Raw genomic sequence first — 20811 nt, forward strand, 5'->3', positions numbered from 1 at the left:
GTGAAAAGAATGGTCTGTGATCAGGCCAATGTCCTTTGTCGGACTGCTTCATACAACATGATTGCTGTAGTTACACTGACATTCAGGGAATCTGCCCGACCTGACATCGGTAATCTGGTTTTAAGATTCGCTTCATTCAACCAAAAATTACCGAGACCATCCTTTTCACTTCCCACGAGTATGGCCGACGGTTTGCAGAACGAGACCTCATGGTAGAGTGTTTCCGTATCTGGTGTTGTCGCTACGCTTCGAATACTGTGCTCTTTCAAAAAATGAAGGGTTTCTTCTTTGGTGGCGATAGCGGTTGGCACATTGAATACAACCCCGGCAGATGCGCGGATTACGTTGGGGTTGAAAATGTCTGTGACCGGATCGTTAAGTATTACGGCGTCGACCCCAACAGCATCCGCTGTTCGAAGGATGGTGCCAAGGTTTCCGGGTTTTTCCAAAGACTCTACGATGAGAATCAGAGGATTGTCGGAAAGTACGAGTTCTTCAAGCGAGCGTCGGAAGGTCTTGCAGATCGCCAGGAATCCATCCGGGTTTTCACGGTAGGAACAGTGTTCAAATACCTGTTTGGTTAGGTAAATGACCGGGGTATCGCCTGTAATCAGCTTGTCATGTAACGATTCAGACGCCTTGCCATGTTTAAATAACTCCGGACAAAGCATGATTTGGGTGCCTTCAATCCCTGCGTCCAAGCCACGCTCCAATTCGCGCTCTCCCTCAAGTAGGAAAAGGCCTTCGCGGTCCCGCTGTCGTTTCTGGGTAAGCGCTCTCGCCCGCTTCACGCGTTGATTCTGCAGGCTGTCGATAGTGGTCAAAGGCATTAGGGTGTAATCGGGTGTTGAACATCGGGCAAGGTAGGGGTTCACTTCCGCGTTTTAAAGCATTTTATGGCCAAAGCACCACGAGGATTCCGAGAAGGAAAATTTAGTTATCACGAAGAGGTTGATGTGCGCATCGACAATCTGACCAACCTTGGGCAAGGAGTCGGGCGGGTCGATGGCTGGGTCCTGATGGTGCCATTCGCGTTACCCGGTGAAAAGGTGCGTGTCCGGATCTACCGTAACCACGCAAATTTTTCAGATGCCGATTTGGTTGAGATTTTGGAGCCCTCGCCTCACCGGATAGAACCCAAGTGCAAGTTATTCGGATTATGCGGAGGTTGCCAGTACCAGAATTTAAAGTACGAGGAGCAGCTAGCATTCAAAACACGGCATGTGCAGGAACTGGTGGATAGGCAAATCGGGAATACTTATACGGTTCAACCTGCTATTGGCTCGCCCAAGCCTTATGGCTATCGCAGTAAACTGACTCCGCATTTCCAGAAACCACGTGAGGGGAAAGATTTTCGTATCGGATTTCTCGAAGTAGGTCGGCGAAACCGGCTGGTGGATGTCGATCAATGTCCCATTGCTACAAGAAAGATAAATGAGCAGCTTCCAGCTATCCGGCGATCGGTCATTGAGAACTATAAAAACTATAAGAACGGTTCGACGGTGCTCGTGCGAGATGTGCAAGAAGGTATCGTTACGGATAATAATTCCATCGTTACGGAGGTAGTGGGCGATGTGGTATTTCGATTTCCGGCGGGAGAATTTTTTCAAAACAATCCGTTCATTTTGCCTTTGCTTGCTGAACACGTCCTTACGCAAGCGCAAGCGGACGGAGTCCGGTACCTATTGGATGCCTACTGTGGTTCCGGATTATTTGCACTGTATGCTGGCAGGCATTTCGAGCAAGCGGTCGGGATTGAGATCAGCGAGAAATCCGTGAAATACGCGCAGGACAACGCGACTATTAACGGGATCACTAATTGTCAGTTCCAAGTCGGGGATGCCGCTCATCTTTTTCAGCAAGTTGAGTTTCCGGCGGAGGAATCGATAGTGGTACTCGATCCTCCACGAAAAGGGTGCAGCGATGAGTTCCTTCAGCAGTTGTTCGCGTACAATCCAGCCCGGATTGTCTATGTGAGTTGCGATCCGGCCACTCAAATGCGTGACTTGAGCAAGTTTATCGAAGCGGGTTATGAAGTAGCTTTGATTCAGCCATTTGACCTATTTCCGCAAACGAGGCATATCGAGAGTGTGGCAACTTTAACCCGAAAAGTGAATTAAAGCGTAAAAATCGAGTTCAAAAAACCAGAAGAATTCCAAAACGAAATTAGTTTATCCACGCTTCCTACACAAAGTTAACCCACCATACCTATGAACAAACTAATAACAGTCATTACTCTATTTAGCTCCTATTTACTACTTTCTCCGTCTTTCGCCGCTGCCGCTGCCTATATGAAATTGGGTGATATCAAGGGCGAAGCCATGGAAGTTCGATCCGTTCGGTGGATGGCTCCCGAAGCGGTAAATAAGAAAGAATACTCCCGCGCTGCAAAAACGGAAGGGGGTGCTCAGTCCGGAAGTCTTTCTATCACCAAAGAACTGGATAAATCTTCACCCAAGCTTCAGGAAATGCTCAATTCTGGAGGATCGTTTGGTGAAATTACCATCACTGAAGGAGATAAAAACTTTCTCCTCAAAAATGTAAAAGTGGTCTCCATTGAAAAAAAGGGGAAACAAGAAGTGGTGAGTTTGCGCTTTTCATACAAACAGGAATTTGGGCCGACACGGGGAGCTGATCATAATACTACGCGATCCAACCGAGCGTCCTCAACCAAAGCAACCGACTACAACAGCAGTCGTTCTAACCGAACAACTCAGTAACCCACGGGAAGCACCAGTTCTTCCAATTGATTTTCAAAAGGCGCTGGTTCTGTTTGGACCAGCGCCTTTAATTTGGAACTGTCCAAGGTCAAGTTTAGCGGACGGTCTTTAAATTGGGGGAGGTTTCCTGCAAGTGTGCGTTGTAGCAGGTCTAGTGGTACGTTTAGCTTTTGGGCAATTCTAAGCCCCAGTTCCCAACGATTGAGGCGATCTCTTCCAGCCCAATGGAAGAGTCCGCCAATGTTGCGGTTCTCAAGTAACTCCTCCACGAGTGCTGCAACATTGGACACAGATACCGGATTTCGCCATTCGTCTTCGAACAGTGGAGTGGCCTTGTTTTGGTTCCAGTTGTTCCAGAGCGCTTCGTGGACTGAGCGTGTTCCGGATAGACTGTTGCCCATCAGGAGTGGCAGGCGGATGATTCGGGAATTCGGGGCTTCCTTCCGTACCTGAATTTCGGATTCAAGTTTGTGTTCCCCGTAGAGGTTGGTGGGGTTCGTCGAGCTATCTGTTAAATAATTGCCTTCTTTCCCGTCGAAAACCATATCGGTGGAGAAGTGGATGAAATCCGAGCCTTGATCGGTAGCAAATCGGGCCAATGCTGTTGGCAATGTGATGTTCAGTACTTTGGACCGTTGAGGATCTTTTTCGCAATCGGCTGGGACAGACAGCGATGCAGCATTCACGATCGCATCGGGTTTTATAGCTTGGAGGAGCTTGTTCAATTCGCCCGGCTGAGTAAGGTCGACCAGATGAAGGCGAATACCCTTTGCCAATGGTCTCCGGTGGTGGCTGGTTCCGTGTACTTGCCACGGATTTCCCGCAAACGTGTGTGCCAATGCATTTCCAAGAAGTCCGGATGCACCTGTTAGAAAAATCGTCATTAAAATTTCGGAAGCATGTTTTGCATTTGAGTTATGAGATTAATTTCTACCGAATGCGATCGCTATCCTTTTAGGCGTCCATGTCTACTTTAAATAAAAATTATACCGACCTTGCGAATCCTTCGGTACTCAAGCAACCGATCTACGAACCCGGGAAACCAATCGATTTGGTCGCGCGAGAATTTGGGTTGGATCCCAATTCAACCATCAAATTAGCCTCGAACGAAAATCCTTTGGGCGCCTCACCGCGTGCATTGGAGGCGGTAAAAAACTTTTTAGATCAATCCTATTTGTATCCAGATGGCGGCTGCTATGAATTGCGAAAAGCGTTGTCCAATAAGTTGCAGTTGGATCCCGGGCAATTTGTGTTTGGAAACGGGTCGAATGAAGTCATTGAGCTGATTGGCCACGCCTTTCTACAACCGGGCGATGAGGTTGTTATGGGCCAGCAGGCTTTTATTGTTTATAAACTAATCACGCTGCTATTTCAGGCGACTCCGATTGAGGTGCCTTTGGTAGATTTTACCCATGACCTTGAGGGGATGCGTGCTGCAGTTTCGGATAAAACCAAACTCATTTTTCTGCCCTGTCCCAATAATCCTACGGGAACACTGAACCCATCGGATGAGGTGATAGCATTTGCACGGTCTTTACCGGATCATGTGATATTGGTCGTAGACGAAGCCTATGCAGAGTTTTTGGAAAGTCCGCTTGATTTACGACCTTTGATAGCTGAAGGCAGGAAGATTATTGGTACCAGAACCTTTTCCAAAATATATGGGTTGGCGGGATTCCGGGTAGGGTATGGATACTGCAGTGCGGAGTGTGCAGCGCTTCTCAACCGGGTTCGCGAACCGTTTAATGTAAATGCCATCGCTCAAGTAGCTGCAGCTGCAGCCTTAAGTGACGACGACTTTGTTGAGGCCACCCGTGCCTGTAACCACAATGGGTTGACCCAGCTCGTCGAGTTTTTCAAAGAGCACGGAATACCCTTCGTACCAAGTGTGGGAAATTTTATTCTGGTTAAAGTGGGAGACGGAGCGGGTGTTTTTCTTTCTTTGCAGCGATTGGGCGTTATCGTGAGGCCTATGGGAGCCTATGGTTTTCCTGAGTATGTGCGAATTTCAATTGGAACCGTGGAGCATAACAGGCGGTTGATTGAATCGTTGCAATCCGTCCTCGGGCTTTCTTAGTCTCTGAAAATGAAGAATTTCAAGTTCAAGTGAGAGTCGACGACTCGATATATCTGGTAGGTGCAAGTTTGCTGCTTGTTTTGCTTAACGCTATCTTTGTGGCGAGTGAGTTTAGTCTGCTCAAAATTCGTTACAGCCACTTCAATCCCGATTTGTTGGATGATCTTCGAAAGGGTAAACGATTTGCCGGGTTGCTGAACGGCGTAGATCGAAGCTTTCGTCTCCTGCGCCTCGGAACGGCAATCTCCACACTTATGCTTGGGGCTGTATTTGTTCCTATTACCAAGTTGATGGCAGATTCTTTTGGTATTTCCACCGAGGGGCTTGGGGGAGTGATTTTGGCTATGTCCTCTTTTTTAGCCGCGATCGGCATTCACTCCGTTCTGGGGGATTTGGTTCCCCGAGGAATTGCGCTTCAGCATCCGTTGGAAACTCTAAATATTACAAGTTGGGTTATTCTACCTTTTCAATGGGTCTTGTCGCCCATTTTAAGACCGCTCGATTTGATTTCTAAATTCTTGCTTCGCCTCTTGCGCCTCGATCCAACCGTGAGTCTTAATCGATTGGACTTAGAGGCCCAACTAACCAGCTTAAATGAAGAGTCTGATATCCCTGTATTTACTCAACAGGTTTTTAAAAATGTCATTTCCATGCGGGAGCTGGTTGTTCAAGACGTGATGCTCCCCAGGAATCAGATCCAGTATTTCGACATTTTTGATGGGAATGAGGTCAATGTTGAGATGTGCATCGAATCGGGGCACACACGTTTCCCACTGTGCGAAGGGGATTTGGACAATTGCATTGGGATCATGCACATAAAGGATATTTTTAGAGCAAAAGAAGAAATCCATGGCCTGAATTTCAAAAAGTTAGCGCGCCCTGTTGTGTACGTTACGCTTGACGATCAATTGGAGTCTGTTTTGGAGAAGTTGCTCGAAGCGAGGTTGCATATGGCTCTTGTTCGGGATGATTTTGGCGGAACGGTTGGACTTATAACCATCGAGAATATCATGGAGGAACTTGTCGGAAATATTCAGGATGAATTCGATTCTGAAGCTGAACAAATTGAGGAAATCCACGAGGATGTGTTCATTATAGATGGCTTAACGCCCATTCATGATGTCGAGGAGAAGCTAAATGTTCAGTTTGATGAAGATGACGTTTCCACGATCGGAGGACTTATTACCTCGAAGATGGGGAGGATTCCTGAAGTTGGCCAAACGGTTCGTATTGGTAATATCGAGTTGGAAGCTGTCGAGGTGGATGAGAAAAGAGTTCTCTCCGCTCGGGTTCGCGTCGTTCTCGAAGACGTCTAAAGAACCTCCAATAATCGCTTCTTTTTTGTAGGCGTCATTGTGTCGAGCAATTGCCGGATTAGAGGTGCGACTTCCGTGTGGTAGATTTGCTTGTCCGTAGTCAATCCTTCGACGAGTTCTTTCTTCAATTCGAAGGGCATCGTTCTGTTTATCACCATGGTTTGGCTTAGCTTAATAGCCTCTTCGAAATTTCCTGTCCTGAGGTCGATGCGAATCTTTTCTACGAGGGCCGCATGATTCCCAGGATTCTGTTGTAGTAGAAATTGCAAAACACGTCCTGCTTCTTCCGGTCGTTCTATTTCGATGAGTTTTCTGGTTAGGCGCAACAGTGTTTCCGGTCGGATGTGACCGGAGTTAAAAAGTTGTTGCATGGAGATCTTGCCTTTACCCGTGTCTCCCACTGCGTAATAAGAAGCCAGGGACAAACTGTTAAATAAAATTCTGTGCAAAGGGATCAGTTGATTAATTGAACTTGGAGGGGCTTTCAGTAATTCAATCGCTTGATCGTAAGAGCTACCATTTACCAAGGATTCTAATCTGAGGAACCAGATCATGGGATCATTTTGGAAATCCGGCTTTGATTGAGTGATGACCTCGTCAAGCTTTTCGTGCATTCCTATTTCCGATAGGAAATTGACCAATAGAAACAAGGCGTCCTTATTCTCAAAAATTTCCGGGACCCGAGCCAGAAATCGCTCGATTTCGGTTGAGAAATTTTCACCGGTAGTACGGAGGTAGTTCATCGTGGCACCGACCGAATAAGGGTTGTTCAAGTAGGTGAATTTTGAGAGTTTTAAGGCTGCATCAATATCGCCGGATTGTTTGTAAAACTTCGTTAACAGGGGAACCACTTCTCTTTGATTCGGGAGCATCGAATTTAAGGCCTCAAGGTTCTGAATGGCTAAATTCTCCAATCCTTGATCCCAATAAATCTGGGCTCGTAGAAGCTGGTTTGAGATCCCAGGTTTTTTTCCAAAAATACTTAGCACTTCCGCGAAATTGGCCTGATGGTAATGGGCTTTTGCCAATGCAGATTCCGCTATCCCAATTTGCTTAGGCGGGACTCCTCCTTCATCCAGTGCATGTCCCAATATACGGATGATTTCGCGATCAGCATGATAATACTGGAGGAAATTTATAAGCTTGTTCCAGAATTCCTCGTCTTGAAGAGCGTATTCAATTCCAGTCTCCAGGATATTCACCGCTTGAGCAACGTCATTGGCCTGAAAAAGAAAATCAGCCAAAGCCAAGCGTCCTTCCAGGTTTGAGGGTGATTTGGAGACTCCGATTCTGATGAAATGATAGGCCTGCTGCCATTCACCCTGTCCTTGATGCTCAATTCCTTTGGTTATGAAATAATCGCCCCATTTAGGTTGAACTTCATCCCGGTTCCAAGGGAGTGCGATGTCTGAGAAACGAATCGCTTCGTAACCTTTCTTTTTCTTAATAAATACGACAAGCGATAGGGATGCGACCAACCATGCCAAGATCAACGAACCAATGAGTATTCCGGCTATCAGTTTCCTGGTTATTTGCATAATTTAAAAATGGGTTCCCTTGTTTCGGGCATCAAGGTTTGAATTCAAGTGTAGGCAACAGATACTGACTCCGGCGTCCTCATCAACGGTTGTTTCTTCTCACGCATGTAGCCGGAACTATTTTATACTTGTTATAAAAAACAGCATCCTCAATCTCCATTTTTACAATCTATGTTGTGCTTATTTGCATAGAAAAATGGCAAAAAAATCTTTTTCTTTCAGCGTATTGGCAGTCCTCTCTTTTTCGACTTTGTGTACCTATTCTTCTGCGGTTTCAATGGGTGAAAATGGAAATGTTGCTTGGCGCATAGGTGGAGGAATTCAATACAACGATAATATTTTTCTCGATTCGATAGATGCTGAAAGCGACCAGATCATAATATTCTCACCGGGGGTTGAGTTGTCGTATGGCCAGGAGCTATCCAATGCGAACGTGAAGATTAGCTACGTTCACGATTTTATCACTTATGCTGACAACAGTCGTCTCAATCGGGACAACCCTGATGCCAAGCTAAGCGGCTTTTATAGGAGCCCTAAGTCGGTCATTAACTACGGCGCCTTCTACAGGGAGAATTCCCAGAACGATGCAGGAAACAATCTCGTAGGTGACTTGGCCCAAAGAAGTGTTCTTCACCTGGATCTTGGAGGTGAATGGGACTTTTCGCCTAAATCATCCGTTTCTGTCGCTTATAAGTATGATGATGTATCCTACGATAATCCCCGGTTCTTTGATCGTGATTCAGTTGTAGTCCCAGTAAATTTTTATTGGGCCATTGCACCCAAGTTGGATATGTCCGTTGGCTACCAACATAGAAATACCTCCTTTGAGCGTGGAGCGGATTTCATCGCCCAGAACCCCGGCGATCCTCTTAATATTCGTCCAGACTATGATGACCAATTTATCAATGTGGGACTACGCGGTAGCATTGGAGCCAAAACCACGGCCGAAATTAGAATTGGAACTCAAAATCGTGACTTCAATGTCCGCGGTATGAGCACTGAGGATCTTCTTTCCGCGTACGCCCGGGTAGTCTGGGCAGCGACAGAAAAATCGGAGGTCTCTTTTGTATATTCCCGAGATTTCAACGCTGATTCTTATGGGACTTCAATTAAATCCGATGATTTGCAAATCTCTGGATCTACGGAATTAAGTAAAAATTGGGCTGGATTTGCCAGTTTACGCCTGAGTAGTGACGATTATTCCCTTGGTCGCTCTGACGATGGGGTATCTGGGCAAGTAGGCGTTACCTATGCGCCCAACTCGAACACGGCCGTTAGCATTGCGTATATCTTTTATAATAACGACAGCGACTTTGCTCCAGCGGACTTTGATAACAATGTGATCAACATTTCTGGAACATTGCGCTATTGAGATTTTTTTAATTTTACTTTGAAAAGGAGGCGCTCTGATGCCTCCTTTTTTGTTAGAACATAAAATGAAATATTTTTCTCAGTCTTCATCCCTTTTGTTTCTCGTTTTCCTGTACCTCCAAACAGTGAACCAGGATGTTGCTGCTCAGTCGGCCAGCAATTCACAAGGGAACTACCTTTTGAATCCGTCTGATTTACTGCGCGTGGAAGTTTTCCAGGAACAGGAACTTTTTCGTGAAGTGCGGGTTTCGGGCGATGGAAGCATTGTTCTGCCCCTGATCGGAAAAATATATGTTGGCGGAAGGTCTATTTTCGACGCTGAAAAATTGATCACTGAACTCTACGATCGCGACTATTTGGTTAACCCCCAAATCAATGTGACCGTTACTGAATATGCTCTTAAGCGAGTCAATGTAATCGGTCAGGTCAACAAACCCGGCATTGTTATTTTTCCACCTGAAGAGGAGATGGTCCTGCTTGAAGCCATTTCTTTGGCCGGTGGGTTTAATCGCTTGGCCGATAAAGCGAAGGTAACCTTAACGCGCACCCTTGTATCAGGAAAGACAGAAACATTTCAGATCGATACGAGAAAGCTCATCAGCGGCGATGAAGCCGCTACCTGGAATTTGCAGAAGGATGATGTGATTTTTGTACCCGAGCGTGTTTTCTAAACCATGGATCGATCCATCAAAAAAGAAAGTCCTGACGGGCGTGGTTATTACAACTACGACTCAGGCTACCATCAAGGTGGTTATGGTGGAGACTCGGGTCATCAAAGAAGTCTTCAGGATTACCTGCTGATTATACGTGAGCGTATCTGGTGGATTCTGGTCATATTTGTGTTAGTTCAGATCGTCACTACCCTGGTCATACTAAGCCAGACGCAGCGCTACAAATCCATCTCCACTGTAGAGGTTAAGCGTGAAGCAAATCGAGTCGTTCAGTTCGAGCAAGTCGACAATCAAGACATGCGTGGGACAGAGGATTTTAATACTCAGGTCGGTATACTGGAAAGTAACGCCATCATTGAACAGGTAAGTAATCGCCTCAAAGGAAATGAACGTGAACGATTCATTCAACCGTACTTAAAAAATAAAGATCCGAGTGAGATTTCCATTGGGGTAATTCTATTTGAAAACCGAAAGATAATTCCGAAGCGATTGACCCGAATAATTGCCGTTGAATTCGTCCACCCGGATCCAGAGCTGGCAGCCAAGGTTGCCAATTTATTTGTTGATGAATATATTGGCTTCAATCAACGCAAACAACTGGAGGCCTCATTGAAGGCTGTTGAAGATCTTCGCATTCGTGCTGATCAACAACGAAGCAAGCTGGAGGAACTTGAATTTAAGCTTCAAGAGTATCGCGAGAAACATCATACCGTTTCATTTGACGAACGTTCGGTCATAGAGAACGAAAAGTTGCGCGTACTAAATCTCAAGAGTGCCGAAGCGGAGGCCTTTCTTTATGAGATTGAATCGAGGTGGAGTCTCGTTGAGCAGTACAGGTCCGAAAAGAAAGACCTTCTCAGCCTGAGCTTTATCTCCAACAACCCCTTGGTCCAAAAGCTCAATAGTGATCTATCCACGGCGACGGTTGAAGTGGCATTACTCTCCAAACGTTATCGAGAAAAGCATCCGACCATGATCGGGGCGATGCGGTCGTTTCAGGAAGTGCAGGACGAATTGGCCAAAGCGCTTCAAACGGAGGTGGATAAAGTCTATTCCGATTTACTCCAGGCCCGAACCCGAGACCAAGAAGCAAAATCAGCTGTGGAAAGTCAGGAGACCCTGCTTTTGGGAATTGACCGATTGAGTGTGGATTACGAGACCATTCAACGGGAAGCTGAAGTGAATACTGTCATGTATCAGACCCTGGTTTCTCGCATGCGTGAGACAAATATTTCCTCTAGTCTGGACAATGCCAATGCTCGGGTATTGGACCGTGCTGGTATGGCGTTGGAGCCCTACTGGCCAAACTATTTCCTGTTTTTTGGTGCCGGAATTATCGGTGGTTGTATTTTGGGACTCGGAGTCGCATTCATTATTTCCTTTTTGGATGACCGGGTAAAATCAATTTTTGATATCGAATCAGTAATCGGTGTGCCGCTACTGGGTATCATTTCAGAGGTGAAAAATTTGCCTACCGTGGAAAAGGCGAAGATGGTGAACTCCTCGATAGAGAATCAGGCCTCCGAAGGATTCAGGGCACTGCATTCGAGTCTAAAATTAAAGGCAATTAGTAAAGAAGCTCAGTGCTTCATGATCACTTCTACTATTCCGAGCGAAGGTAAAACCTTCATTTCTACCAATCTCGCCTTTACATTTGCATCCCATGGAGACCGAACCTTGCTCATCGATTGTGACATGCGTCTTCCGAATGTGGCAAAGTCTTTAGGGCTCAATAACGAGTTAGGCGTTATCGATTACTGCTATGAAAAGGCCACGTTCGATGAGATTGTAAAATCCGATACCGAAACAGGTTTGGATTTGATCACCACCGGAGGTCGGGCGAATAATCCGTCTCAAATCTTGAGTTCTTCAAAATTTGAAGAGTTTCTTCAAATCGCTCGCTCGCGCTACGAGCGGATAATTATTGATACACCTCCTCTCTCAGCGGTGAGTGACTCCCTCCTGATACTTCCCTTGGTGGATGGTGTCCTTTATACCATCAAATTTAACGCGGTTAATCGAAAAGCGATTTTGGTAAACATGCGCCGGCTTGTGGATTCGGAGGTCCCGGTTTTTGGTAGCGTTCTGAATAGCCTGAAACTATCCGTTTCAGGGTACTATTATTCGTACCAATATCATAGATATAAAGATTACTATCATCACCAGGTCCCCAAGCAGGGTGAAAGGGTTTAACGCACGTTCCAGGTGTCGTTTTCCCCCGCTCCTTTCGGGGACTTTTATTACCTGCTAGTCCTGTGCTGCTGCTCTGCACAATCTATCCCGAATCGCCTGGCCGATTCCAATAGTTGCAGGGATTTGAAAATGGATCCGGGCAAACCCTTTCTTATCCAGTCTTTGAAGTATATCGTAAAGGTTGTGAGCTATTTCTGTTAGGTCTCCTTTCTTGGAAAGGGAAAACTCATCCTCACCACTGCAATCACCCGCGTTGAGAAATACAATAGCTTCATTTTCACCGACTTTCGGAGCACAGCCTTCAAAGAGTCGAATCTCAGTGTGAGGGCTATAATGACGTCTCAATAGCCCAGGCGAAAGGAGAGCTTCATCAGAAACTTCGGCCACTATAGTCTTGGAGATAATTTTCGTGTTTAGCACAGCTTCCAGTTCTTGAATGGATATGCCTCCATGCCTCAAAAGGACAGGGGCCTTCGGGTCTACCAAGGAAATGATGGTTGATTCCAGGCCTCCTTCGCAATCGCCTCCATCAAGAATCCATTCCACTGAATCACCCATGTTTTGTTCTACATGCTCTGCTTTGGTTGGGCTGACATAACCAAACGGGTTGGCGCTTGGTGCGGCTAAAGGAAAGGGACATCGCTTGGCCAATTCTCTGAACACCGGATGAGAAGGCATTCGGACAGCCACCGTAGAAGTGCCGGCTGTCACCTCGTTGGGGATGATGGGGCACTTTGGAAGAATAAGTGTCAATGGACCTGGCCAAAAGGACTTGATTAACTGTTCGGACGCTTCTGAGGTTTCGGCGATTTCAGCCAAATTTTCCAATCCGCCTATGTGAACTATCAGGGGATTCTTGGATGGCCTTTGTTTGGCTTTGTAAACTTTTGCGACAGCGGCGGGATCGAGGGCATTACAGGCCAAGCCATAAACGGTCTCAGTGGGGATAGCTACAATGTCGCCTTGGGCTAGTATGCTAGCCAGCTGGTCGAGATTTGAAGGAGTAGGCTGAAGAACTTGGGCCATTGTGGACCCTTAAAGCGGAAGAGCCACACTTACAACATCAGAAGCATGTTGCGTGAGCGCTTGATTGCTTTCGTTACATGGCGTTGTTGCCGGGTAGAAAGCTTGGTCATCCGTTTAGGAAGGATCTTTCCCGTCTCTGTAACGTAACGAGCCAAAATGTCTGCATCCGTGAAATCCAGGTCCAGTGGATTCCATGAGCGCTTGTTTTCTTCTGTGATTTCTTCTGCCATAGGAGGTGCGTAGGAAAGCCGATAAATTTTCCAAAGCAAGCTAAAAAATGCGGTTCGTTGATTAGATATCTCAATGGTAAACTGGTTTTGCCTCCCCGTTGTGTCAGGCTCACTGATTCCACCAGTAATTTGGTGCCAGAACTCATTTTCCGGCAGTGCCCCGGATTTCGAGTGCTGGACCGTATAGCACTAGACTCAAACGATGGAATTTATTTGCGCTTTCGAATATCGAGCAGGTTGGTGGTCGAAGCAGACATGGGTGGTCCGAAACGGCGGACGCGAGTCGGTGTTTCACACACGTAAAAAATCTCCGGATCAATGGTCTGCACCAGGTTAAGAGCCTTGGTCAGCAAACGTCGCTCACAAACGACGTGCAATTCATTGACGGGGCCGCTTGCTCCCTCTCCCGTATAGCTGGTTACCCGAAAACCGTTTTCACGCAGTGTCGAGCCGATTAGTTGACCGTGCTTTCCGGTGAAGATGCGCAGGATACTATGGCCCAACGCTAGCTTACGTTCGAGCACAATACCCACTACATTCCCGGTGGAAAATCCCAGGGCATAGAAGATAAGCAGCCACGGACGTTCCATCACGGTATTCACTACGGTGGCTATAACCACCAGCCAGATGGAAACTTCGAACAAACCCAGCACAAATGCCAGCACCATGCGTCCCTGGATGGTGGAGATCGTGCGGATTGTACCGATCGATACATCCAACACTCGCGAAAAAAACACTACCACCGCCAGTACTCCGACGGGTAATTGATTCAAATCCAATTCCATTGGGCGCGAAAATGCGGATGTCCCGGATTGGAATCAAGCTCCTTGTGGATTTCTTGTTAAGATCCAGGCTGCTCGCCGTAGACCTCGGGCGTAAGCGGATGAACTCCTTTGGTTCGGTAGCCGGTCTACCTTCTGCGGCTTCTCAAAAACTTTCCAATCTCGGCTCCGGTTGCGATGCCGTCGTTGTCCTCGTCTGCCTGCGTAAAGAATTCCCACTCCTTGGCTTCTTCGGCGGTGAGCTGTTCGTCACCATTGGTATCCATCGCGCGCAGTCGAGCCAGGTTCTCGTTGGCCTGGTCCGGCGCGGCTGCTACCGGATCGGGTCGGCCTGTTTCATTGTCGAATTCCGTGCCGGGCTTACTAAAGAATCTATCGAGGAAATCCTTTTCGCCGTAGCCTTGGGCTTCCGCCAACTGAACGATGAGCAAATCTTCTGAAGGTATCATATACAATTTCTGTTTCCCTTTTCCAGCGGCCATCACCAGGTCGCCGGGCATATCATCCCATCGGCTCAGCCAGAATGTTAATCCATAATTGGGATTCGCTTCGCTGCTCTCGAAGCATTGCTTCAATCCCTTCCGGGAAACCAGCCTTTCTCCGTTCCACTCACCTCCCGCCAGAACGAATAATCCGAATTTCGCCCATTCCCGAGCGGTTATAAACGCTCCGGCCGGAAACTGAATGGCACCGTCTTCATCTTTGCGCCAGTATTCAACCTTCAATTCGATGGGGTCCATCAAGCGCCGTTGCATATACTCCTCGACCGTCTCGCCTTTAGGTTCCAACTTTCGCCGCAGTAGGTCTCCCCAGACTTGAAACGGAATCGGACCATAGGAAAACGAAGCCCCCGGTTCCGTTGTGGAGCTCGCCATCGCAATAGCCTCTTTGCCACTCGGCGTGTTGCCATTGTCTCCACCGTCGATCCCGCCGGATAAACTGATCAGTTGCCGGATGGTGATTCTTGATTTCTGCGGATCGTCTTTCCACTCGGTGATTGTTTTCGAAACAGCCTCATCCAGATCGAGCAGCCCGTCTTCCATCGCCATGACCGCAAGCACACCGGAAAAGCTTTTGGTGCCGCTGGCCAGCCGATGCGCTTTATCCGCCGTATGACCGTTGAAATACGCTTCAAAGACCCGGTCGCCCTTGTGGTACACCAGCAGGGCGTGCCCATTGCGGGACTCCAGGTAATCCGCGGCCGCCTGAATGTTAAAGTGGCTGGCCCGCGATTCTGAGTCCGCTGCTCCTCCGGCGGCCGCACTCAGGGCGCCTGTCATTAACGCCAGCAAAAATAGAATTCGTTTCATGTCGTGCACCATGAACACTTTTCAGCCCATTGGCCAGACCGGAGATTTTCATTAACTTCTTGGAAAATAAACGGTACGAGTAACTCTTTACCGGAGAAACAGCCGGGTTACTGCGCAATGAAACAGGGGAAGGAAAAGGGGTTCGGCATTGAAATTAATTTGATTCCAAAATCTGATCCCTTGCTCTGGATTCTTATTTCCTTTGCTATTGACCTCAATTACCCCAACGCCATTGATTTTGCCTTTTGTGGGTCCCTGTAGTTCAATTGGATAGAACCGTGGTTTCTGTCTACTCCTCAATTTAACACCTATAATTGCCTATAATAGAGGAACTTATACGATAACAAACATTGACAAACATCCTCGCATTTTGGCAAAATTCTTGGCATAAACCAGGTTTTTAAGTTATGGGACATCTTCGCCAAAGAGGAAACAAAGGAAATTGGAAAGCTATCTTCAAAGATGGCAATGGGAGGTTTGTTGAGCGGACTACCAAGACCAATAACCTAAAAGAAGCTCAGGAAATTTTAGCTGAATGGGAAAAGGCTGCGCGCAAGGCGATACGGGGAGAACTTACACAGGCCCAAGTCATGAAAGTGATGAGCGAGTTGGTTCTTGCCTCGTCTGGAGAAAAGATGGCGCGGGAATCGACGAAGGACTTTTTTACTCGTTGGTTGAGAGGCAAGGAAACTCGAAGAGGCCGTTCCACAATCAAACGCTACAAGCCAATTTTAGATGGATTTATAGACTCCCTATCGGAACGGCGAGCAAATGCCATTATCGGAAGTGTTTCAGCCATGGAAGTTGCCAAATACATTGAGGAGCAAATCAAGCAGGGGAAGAGCTACAATACCGCCGACCTTCATCTGAAAGTAATCTCAAGCGTATTTCGAGCAGCGGTAAAGGAGGGTCTAGCCATAGTGAATCCAGCCGATGCCGTTGAAAGATTTGACCGACCTGCCGAAGAGAGAATCCCGTTCACGGATGAGCAAGTTAGACAATTATTATCTGCCGCAAACGATGAGTGGTATGGCATGGTGATTCATGCCTATCATATAGGAATCCGCTTGCACGATTGTGCAAACTTGCTCCACCAAAATATCAATTTTGAAGCCCAAAGCCTAACCTTCATCGAAAGCAAGACAGCAAGCCGGAAGAAAACCCAAAGTCCAGAGACCACAGTATACTTGCACGGGGAAGTCCTCCAATGGCTCAAGAACCGACCGGCTGGCGTTGGCATGGCTCCACTCTTCCCTTCCCTCCACGGAAAGGCTTCAGGCAGCGCAGGAGGACTATCAAACGCCTTCAACAGACTTATGGATGATGCTGGAGTCGTTGTGCCGCTAGGTGACAAGAAGGAGGGGAAAGGCCGACAGTTCCGTAAGCTAGGGTTTCACTCACTAAGGCATACTTTTATCAGCCGGCTGGCCAATTCCGATGTCTCTATGGATGTTCGGAAAGCTATGGTAGGCCATTCGTCCGATGAAATTCACCGTCGATATACACATTTAGACCTTTCAACTCAAGCGGCTGCTGTAAACAGGTTGCCCGGGATTCTGGGAAATTAACAACCCCTATACTCATATTGATATGGATACCAAACGGTCAGCTCTTGGAAAGCTATCAGAGATTCAATGAAGAAAAAGAAACCAGACCTTCCACCTGAGGAATGGGCCTTTTTCGTGAAGAAAAAGGAATGGTTGGTGGAAAGCTGCAAACATTGTTGGATTCCAGAGGAAGAGCTCCTTGCTGCAACACAATTTGAATACACTCGTGTTGCTTATCAGAGAGGTCTTCACCCTTTTACATTTGTTGAGTTTAAAGAGTTTATCACAACCCCATATGTTAGTCTTTTGCCAAAGGATAAAAACCTAATTATTCAACGGGTCCAAGGAAAGTGGTCTTCTAGCTACCCGCAGGAACCGGTTAGAATCTTTGATCCTTATTACTATGATCCTGAGAATGACGAGGAGGTATTTGAGATTTTAATTGATTGGTCCAAGACGCCCGAACAGTTGAAGTTAGCATTTGAAAACCTAATTGAAAAAATAAAGCCGACAGATGTGAAACCGGAGGGAGGAAGTGGAAATCGGAGATCAGAGCGTGATCTTCTGAGCTTTTTGGCAGCCCTGAGATTGAAAGAACGATATGGCCCCAGCATTGCACTGTCCAAAATTCACAAAATTCTATCAGTGGAAATACCTGAACGGGTATTTTACGGAAGTTCCGCAACTCTAATTAATGCAGCAAATAAAGCGGAAGACTATTTCCAAAAGCGCTTTGCGAAGACACAGATCGTAGACAGACTGGAAAGCATGGATTCAACAAGAGAAAGCATTTTTGACAAAAATCCAGAAGATGCTCGTCGAGAATTGCGAAGGATCGGGTTGCTACCACCATAGGATAGTCGGGAGATTCACCGCATAAAAATTATTATCCGGTGAACATAATCGTGGATTTTCTGCGCTTTATATAGTCAGAAATGACGATAACTAACATTAGAAAACATACGCCGGAGATTAACCGGGTTCAAAAATCAGGGGAGCAAAACCCTTACACCGGTTTGGCTCAAATTGCCAAACAAGTACCGTCCTTTATACGGCTTCCGAAATCTGGACAACAATGCCCGCACTCAGGTTACACGAGAAGCGGACTAAATGAATTGATTCTTCCAACTGCAGAGAATCCCAATCCACCCGTCAGGTCCGTGTTGATACGTAAACGAGGAGCGATGCGGGGAGTACGATTGATTGTGTACGACAGTCTGATGAATTATCTCAACAGCTTCGATGCTCATGGGGAAAAAGTAGTAGAGGAGGTGGCGTTGTGAAAACTTTGAAAATCAATAACGATCCTGCCCTAGAAGCTGCCAACATCAGACCAGTCCCAAAGGTATTTGAACGAGAAGGATCATTCCTCCATGAACTAGTCTGGAAAGATGGACCCTGGGCTATTTACCGCTATCGGTTTATAAAATCTGAGAAGGCAGAACCTCATTGGAAATACGAGGCTGTCATAGTCAGGATTTCGGAACCCCATCCAAGAAGCGAAGACCGGAGACTACGTGAAGCCATGCCTTCGAATAGCGACTGGGGGAATTTTGCCTGGTCACTGAACACCATGGAGAAGGCTCAGGAGCAGATTGCCGACCAACGAATCAATAGAGGTGAAGTAATCGAGTCTAACTACTACTCACACTTCAGGAACAGTGTCGAAAACTCCAAGAACACTGGAGATCTAAGTCAAAAGACGACTATACCCCCTTGTGAAGGTATTAAACCCCGTAGCGACAACGCTAATCTAGAAAGGGTTCAGTCATGATGTTTCCAACTGGCTACCGAGGACTAAGCACGTTTCGCACTTTCGCAGAAATGTCAGGATTAGCTCATCCACTTGAAAACGTATTCTCTTTGTATGAGGAGATTCAAATCTCCAAATCTGACACGATTCATATCAAAGAACCTGACGACTGGCTGATGCTGCTTGGTGTTACCGAAGAAGAGGTAACGGGTGAACAAATACAGAAGGCCTTACTGCGTTCCAGAATGATTGAGGCAACTGAAGATCCTCATGCCTTTAAGGCTAAGGAGTTCTGGAAGTTAAACGCAGGCCTAAAAGCTAACAGAACCAATGGCAAACTTGGAGGAGCTAAGAAACATAAGAAAAGAACTCATGAAGAAACAAAGGAATCTACAAAAGAAATAAAGAAGGAACTTACAGAAGAACCTATCAATAGACAAAGAGATGAAGGAAGTAATGAACTAACAAAAGAAGGAAGGAATGGATTAACAAATGAAGGAATTAATGAACGAATGAATGGACGGGTAACCAACGGGCAATCTACGGGTAACCCATGGGTAACCCATGGGAATGAACCATTCGTTCCGACTGATTGGGAAAAATATTCTCGGTAAGCTCCTAACCCACGAACAATGAAATTTGTTGTACGCAAAGAATTTAAAGACCTGATACCACCGTCATCAGATGATGAGTCGGCTGGACTTGAGAAAAGTATTCTTAATGAAGGTTGTAGAGATCCTCTTGTCCTCTGGTTTGATGAGGAGGAGGGGGAGCACTTCCTGATTGATGGCCATCAACGTTACGAGATAATTCAGAGGCTCGGTTTAAAGCATTATCAGACAAAAGTAATAAAACTACCCAAGGGTATGGAGCCCGAAGAGTGGATTGTGGAGAATCAATTCTCTCGTCGTAATCTGGATACCTATCAGCGGGCGAATCTGTTTTTGAAACTGAAACCAGTATTGGCGGCTAAGGCAGAATTTAGACGAGCCACAGGATATTTTGGCTCTAAGAATGAGAAGCCTCCTACGGTGTTGATGAATTCATCTACTCCTGCAAACACTGGGCTAGAGGCCGATTCACAGGATTTGTCCGTTCCTGCTGAAGAGGTGGGTGCTACCCGTAAGATGATTGCTCAAAAAGCGGGTGTCTCGGAAGACTCTGTAAGAAAGGCCGAGATTATCAATAACTCTGGAGACGAGGAGATAATCGCAAAGGCGAACGCTGGAGAAATTAGCCTGAATAAAGCCTACAAGGCGGTTACTAAACCTGAACAGCTCTCGATGGTGGACAGGTGGAAACCGGATACCTTCAAGCCTAAGATACTCGGAGAGGAAAAAGATAAGATCTGGTATGAAAAGTTCCGTAATTATCTTAGTAGTAAGATAGCCACGGCAAAGAATCGGAGAGATAACGAGATGTTGAAAAGAGAGGAACAGATAGAGGCCGAACTCACCTTGTTTGTTTTGCGGGATGTCATACGGAAGCTAACCGAATTCAAACCGAAATAAAGGTTATGCAAGGTCTTGAACGAAACTAACTTAATATACTTTTCAGCTTGGTAGGGCCATCACTGAACGTGGGACAAAAATACAGTGAATCTACTGTAATTAATAAGGTGTTAATACTATAATATGAGCGATTAACACTCTACTTAAATCAGGGTAATCCAACGTATCTCCAATCGAGTCATGGAGTTGCTAAGTATAATATTTTAAGTGCCCTCAGAAGGCCCCTTTTGAACTACGAGGTATATGTTCTAATGCATTACTGAGTGCAACGACCCTGGCCTGGGTTAAGGACAGACCAGCTCTTTAAGCACAGTCTGAAAATGATATAAGCGCTCAGGATTGGTGAGCTGAATCTCCTGCTAGTTTGTATAGCTTCCGGTTGCAATTACCTACCTAATTGATAGGGTACAGAGGTGTTAAATCCATAGCCCTTAATTGGGCTGAGAAGAGTGAGGGTTGCTGATTGAGGAATTGCAACCAACACATTAGCCCCAAGTGACAAGGGGTAGTTGCTTGGGGCGTTTCTTTGCCGGAGCCAATATACCAATATACCAATATACTGATACGGGATAATTTCCTTGCCCATAAGTCACATACAATTAATCTTCTAGTGTAGTGCGTCAAGCAGTCTGTAACATATCAAGCTTTGCTCGAGCACGCTTTACTTTTTCCAGAATGTCCTTCGCGCTGGCGGTCCAGACGAAGGGTTTGGGGGCTGCGTTGTGTTGCTCAATGTAGTTGTTGATTGTGTCGATGAGTTCTGGAA

At 46.4% G+C, this 20811-nt stretch carries 21 protein-coding genes; 13 read left to right on the forward strand and 8 right to left on the reverse strand.

Going from position 1 to position 20811, the window contains the following annotated elements; genetic code table 11:
* Positions 1-20 precede the first annotated feature (20 nt).
* Positions 21-830 carry an RNA methyltransferase gene (locus O3C43_14790; protein ID MDA1067757.1) on the reverse strand — a complete coding sequence of 270 codons (810 nt, stop codon included), beginning with the start codon at positions 828-830 and terminating at the stop codon, positions 21-23.
* A 66-nt stretch (positions 831-896) separates the two neighbouring features.
* On the opposite strand from O3C43_14790, the gene O3C43_14795 reads away from it, so the two are divergent.
* Together O3C43_14795 and O3C43_14800 are read left to right on the forward strand one after the other, a co-directional pair.
* On the forward strand, positions 897-2120 hold the full coding sequence (locus O3C43_14795) for a class I SAM-dependent RNA methyltransferase (GenBank protein MDA1067758.1): 1224 nt from the start codon (positions 897-899) through the stop codon (positions 2118-2120).
* A 90-nt stretch (positions 2121-2210) separates the two neighbouring features.
* Positions 2211-2720 carry a type VI secretion system tube protein Hcp gene (locus O3C43_14800; protein MDA1067759.1) on the forward strand — a complete coding sequence of 170 codons (510 nt, stop codon included), beginning with the start codon at positions 2211-2213 and terminating at the stop codon, positions 2718-2720.
* On the opposite strand, the gene O3C43_14805 is transcribed toward O3C43_14800, so the two are convergent.
* Entirely contained in the window at positions 2714-3604 is an 891-nt protein-coding gene (locus tag O3C43_14805; protein MDA1067760.1) for an SDR family oxidoreductase, read from the reverse strand. The genes O3C43_14800 and O3C43_14805 overlap by 7 nt on opposite strands.
* 80 nt (positions 3605-3684) lie before the next feature.
* On the opposite strand from O3C43_14805, the gene hisC reads away from it, so the two are divergent.
* Positions 3685-4797 carry a histidinol-phosphate transaminase gene (gene hisC, locus O3C43_14810; GenBank protein ID MDA1067761.1) on the forward strand — a complete coding sequence of 371 codons (1113 nt, stop codon included), beginning with the start codon at positions 3685-3687 and terminating at the stop codon, positions 4795-4797.
* Between the two features lie 29 nt (positions 4798-4826).
* The gene (locus tag O3C43_14815; protein MDA1067762.1) at positions 4827-6113 is read left to right on the forward strand and encodes a hemolysin family protein; all 1287 of its coding nucleotides are present in this window, start codon (positions 4827-4829) and stop codon (positions 6111-6113) included.
* On the opposite strand, the gene O3C43_14820 is transcribed toward O3C43_14815, so the two are convergent.
* Positions 6110-7651, reverse strand: coding sequence for a tetratricopeptide repeat protein (locus O3C43_14820; protein ID MDA1067763.1), 1542 nt, complete (start codon positions 7649-7651; stop codon positions 6110-6112). The two genes, O3C43_14815 and O3C43_14820, sit on opposite strands and share 4 nt — an antisense overlap.
* A gap of 196 nt (positions 7652-7847) precedes the next feature.
* On the opposite strand from O3C43_14820, the gene O3C43_14825 reads away from it, so the two are divergent.
* The 3 genes from O3C43_14825 (at position 7848) to O3C43_14835 (ending at position 11886) form a co-directional block, all read left to right on the forward strand.
* On the forward strand, positions 7848-9023 hold the full coding sequence (locus O3C43_14825) for an outer membrane beta-barrel protein (protein MDA1067764.1): 1176 nt from the start codon (positions 7848-7850) through the stop codon (positions 9021-9023).
* Between the two features lie 64 nt (positions 9024-9087).
* A complete protein-coding gene (locus O3C43_14830) occupies positions 9088-9693 on the forward strand; it encodes a polysaccharide export protein (GenBank protein ID MDA1067765.1) in 606 nt (201 codons plus the stop codon).
* A gap of 3 nt (positions 9694-9696) precedes the next feature.
* Positions 9697-11886, forward strand: a complete 2190-nt coding sequence (locus O3C43_14835) for a polysaccharide biosynthesis tyrosine autokinase (GenBank protein MDA1067766.1) — start codon at positions 9697-9699, stop codon at positions 11884-11886.
* 54 nt (positions 11887-11940) lie between these two features.
* Here O3C43_14835 and O3C43_14840 read toward each other — a convergent pair whose 3' ends face one another.
* The 4 genes from O3C43_14840 to O3C43_14855 all read right to left on the reverse strand — a co-directional run bounded on the left by O3C43_14840 (position 11941) and on the right by O3C43_14855 (position 15234).
* Complete coding sequence (locus O3C43_14840; protein MDA1067767.1) at positions 11941-12912, reverse strand: L-threonylcarbamoyladenylate synthase; 972 nt, start codon at positions 12910-12912, stop codon at positions 11941-11943.
* A 29-nt stretch (positions 12913-12941) separates the two neighbouring features.
* On the reverse strand, positions 12942-13142 hold the full coding sequence (rpsR, locus tag O3C43_14845) for a 30S ribosomal protein S18 (protein ID MDA1067768.1): 201 nt from the start codon (positions 13140-13142) through the stop codon (positions 12942-12944).
* A gap of 209 nt (positions 13143-13351) precedes the next feature.
* On the reverse strand, positions 13352-13927 hold the full coding sequence (locus tag O3C43_14850) for a DUF5698 domain-containing protein (GenBank protein MDA1067769.1): 576 nt from the start codon (positions 13925-13927) through the stop codon (positions 13352-13354).
* A gap of 125 nt (positions 13928-14052) precedes the next feature.
* Entirely contained in the window at positions 14053-15234 is a 1182-nt protein-coding gene (locus O3C43_14855) for a serine hydrolase (protein ID MDA1067770.1), read from the reverse strand.
* Between the two features lie 407 nt (positions 15235-15641).
* Here O3C43_14855 and O3C43_14860 point away from each other — a divergent pair, with 407 nt between their 5' ends.
* From O3C43_14860 to O3C43_14885, 6 genes are all read left to right on the forward strand, one after another.
* Positions 15642-16802, forward strand: a complete 1161-nt coding sequence (locus O3C43_14860) for a tyrosine-type recombinase/integrase (protein ID MDA1067771.1) — start codon at positions 15642-15644, stop codon at positions 16800-16802.
* A gap of 66 nt (positions 16803-16868) precedes the next feature.
* Positions 16869-17636, forward strand: a complete 768-nt coding sequence (locus O3C43_14865) for a hypothetical protein (protein ID MDA1067772.1) — start codon at positions 16869-16871, stop codon at positions 17634-17636.
* A gap of 80 nt (positions 17637-17716) precedes the next feature.
* Complete coding sequence (locus O3C43_14870) at positions 17717-18064, forward strand: hypothetical protein (GenBank protein MDA1067773.1); 348 nt, start codon at positions 17717-17719, stop codon at positions 18062-18064.
* Complete coding sequence (locus O3C43_14875) at positions 18061-18555, forward strand: hypothetical protein (protein ID MDA1067774.1); 495 nt, start codon at positions 18061-18063, stop codon at positions 18553-18555. The genes O3C43_14870 and O3C43_14875 overlap by 4 nt, the downstream gene beginning before the upstream one ends.
* Positions 18556-18605: 50 nt before the next feature.
* Entirely contained in the window at positions 18606-19148 is a 543-nt protein-coding gene (locus tag O3C43_14880; GenBank protein ID MDA1067775.1) for a hypothetical protein, read from the forward strand.
* Between the two features lie 18 nt (positions 19149-19166).
* The gene (locus O3C43_14885; GenBank protein ID MDA1067776.1) at positions 19167-20045 is read left to right on the forward strand and encodes a hypothetical protein; all 879 of its coding nucleotides are present in this window, start codon (positions 19167-19169) and stop codon (positions 20043-20045) included.
* Between the two features lie 620 nt (positions 20046-20665).
* On the opposite strand, the gene O3C43_14890 is transcribed toward O3C43_14885, so the two are convergent.
* A partial coding sequence (locus O3C43_14890; protein MDA1067777.1) for an IS630 family transposase occupies positions 20666-20811 on the reverse strand: 146 nt, incomplete at its 5' end.

The organism is Verrucomicrobiota bacterium, from assembly GCA_027622555.1.
Classification (GTDB): Bacteria; Verrucomicrobiota; Verrucomicrobiia; order Opitutales; family UBA2995; genus UBA2995.

What these genes read in the sequence shown, in the direction of transcription:
- O3C43_14790 (MDA1067757.1), bottom strand. Translation starts at nt 830, where the DNA reads ATGCCTTTGACCACTATCGACAGCCTGCAGAATCAACGCGTGAAGCGG.
- O3C43_14795 (MDA1067758.1), top strand. Translation starts at nt 897, where the DNA reads ATGGCCAAAGCACCACGAGGATTCCGAGAAGGAAAATTTAGTTATCAC.
- O3C43_14800 (MDA1067759.1), top strand. Translation starts at nt 2,211, where the DNA reads ATGAACAAACTAATAACAGTCATTACTCTATTTAGCTCCTATTTACTA.
- O3C43_14805 (MDA1067760.1), bottom strand. Translation starts at nt 3,604, where the DNA reads ATGACGATTTTTCTAACAGGTGCATCCGGACTTCTTGGAAATGCATTG.
- hisC (MDA1067761.1), top strand. Translation starts at nt 3,685, where the DNA reads ATGTCTACTTTAAATAAAAATTATACCGACCTTGCGAATCCTTCGGTA.
- O3C43_14820 (MDA1067763.1), bottom strand. Translation starts at nt 7,651, where the DNA reads ATGCAAATAACCAGGAAACTGATAGCCGGAATACTCATTGGTTCGTTG.
- O3C43_14825 (MDA1067764.1), top strand. Translation starts at nt 7,848, where the DNA reads ATGGCAAAAAAATCTTTTTCTTTCAGCGTATTGGCAGTCCTCTCTTTT.
- O3C43_14830 (MDA1067765.1), top strand. Translation starts at nt 9,088, where the DNA reads ATGAAATATTTTTCTCAGTCTTCATCCCTTTTGTTTCTCGTTTTCCTG.
- O3C43_14835 (MDA1067766.1), top strand. Translation starts at nt 9,697, where the DNA reads ATGGATCGATCCATCAAAAAAGAAAGTCCTGACGGGCGTGGTTATTAC.
- O3C43_14840 (MDA1067767.1), bottom strand. Translation starts at nt 12,912, where the DNA reads ATGGCCCAAGTTCTTCAGCCTACTCCTTCAAATCTCGACCAGCTGGCT.
- rpsR (MDA1067768.1), bottom strand. Translation starts at nt 13,142, where the DNA reads ATGGCAGAAGAAATCACAGAAGAAAACAAGCGCTCATGGAATCCACTG.
- O3C43_14850 (MDA1067769.1), bottom strand. Translation starts at nt 13,927, where the DNA reads ATGGAATTGGATTTGAATCAATTACCCGTCGGAGTACTGGCGGTGGTA.
- O3C43_14855 (MDA1067770.1), bottom strand. Translation starts at nt 15,234, where the DNA reads ATGAAACGAATTCTATTTTTGCTGGCGTTAATGACAGGCGCCCTGAGT.
- O3C43_14860 (MDA1067771.1), top strand. Translation starts at nt 15,642, where the DNA reads ATGGGACATCTTCGCCAAAGAGGAAACAAAGGAAATTGGAAAGCTATC.
- O3C43_14865 (MDA1067772.1), top strand. Translation starts at nt 16,869, where the DNA reads ATGAAGAAAAAGAAACCAGACCTTCCACCTGAGGAATGGGCCTTTTTC.
- O3C43_14870 (MDA1067773.1), top strand. Translation starts at nt 17,717, where the DNA reads ATGACGATAACTAACATTAGAAAACATACGCCGGAGATTAACCGGGTT.
- O3C43_14880 (MDA1067775.1), top strand. Translation starts at nt 18,606, where the DNA reads ATGTCAGGATTAGCTCATCCACTTGAAAACGTATTCTCTTTGTATGAG.
- O3C43_14885 (MDA1067776.1), top strand. Translation starts at nt 19,167, where the DNA reads ATGAAATTTGTTGTACGCAAAGAATTTAAAGACCTGATACCACCGTCA.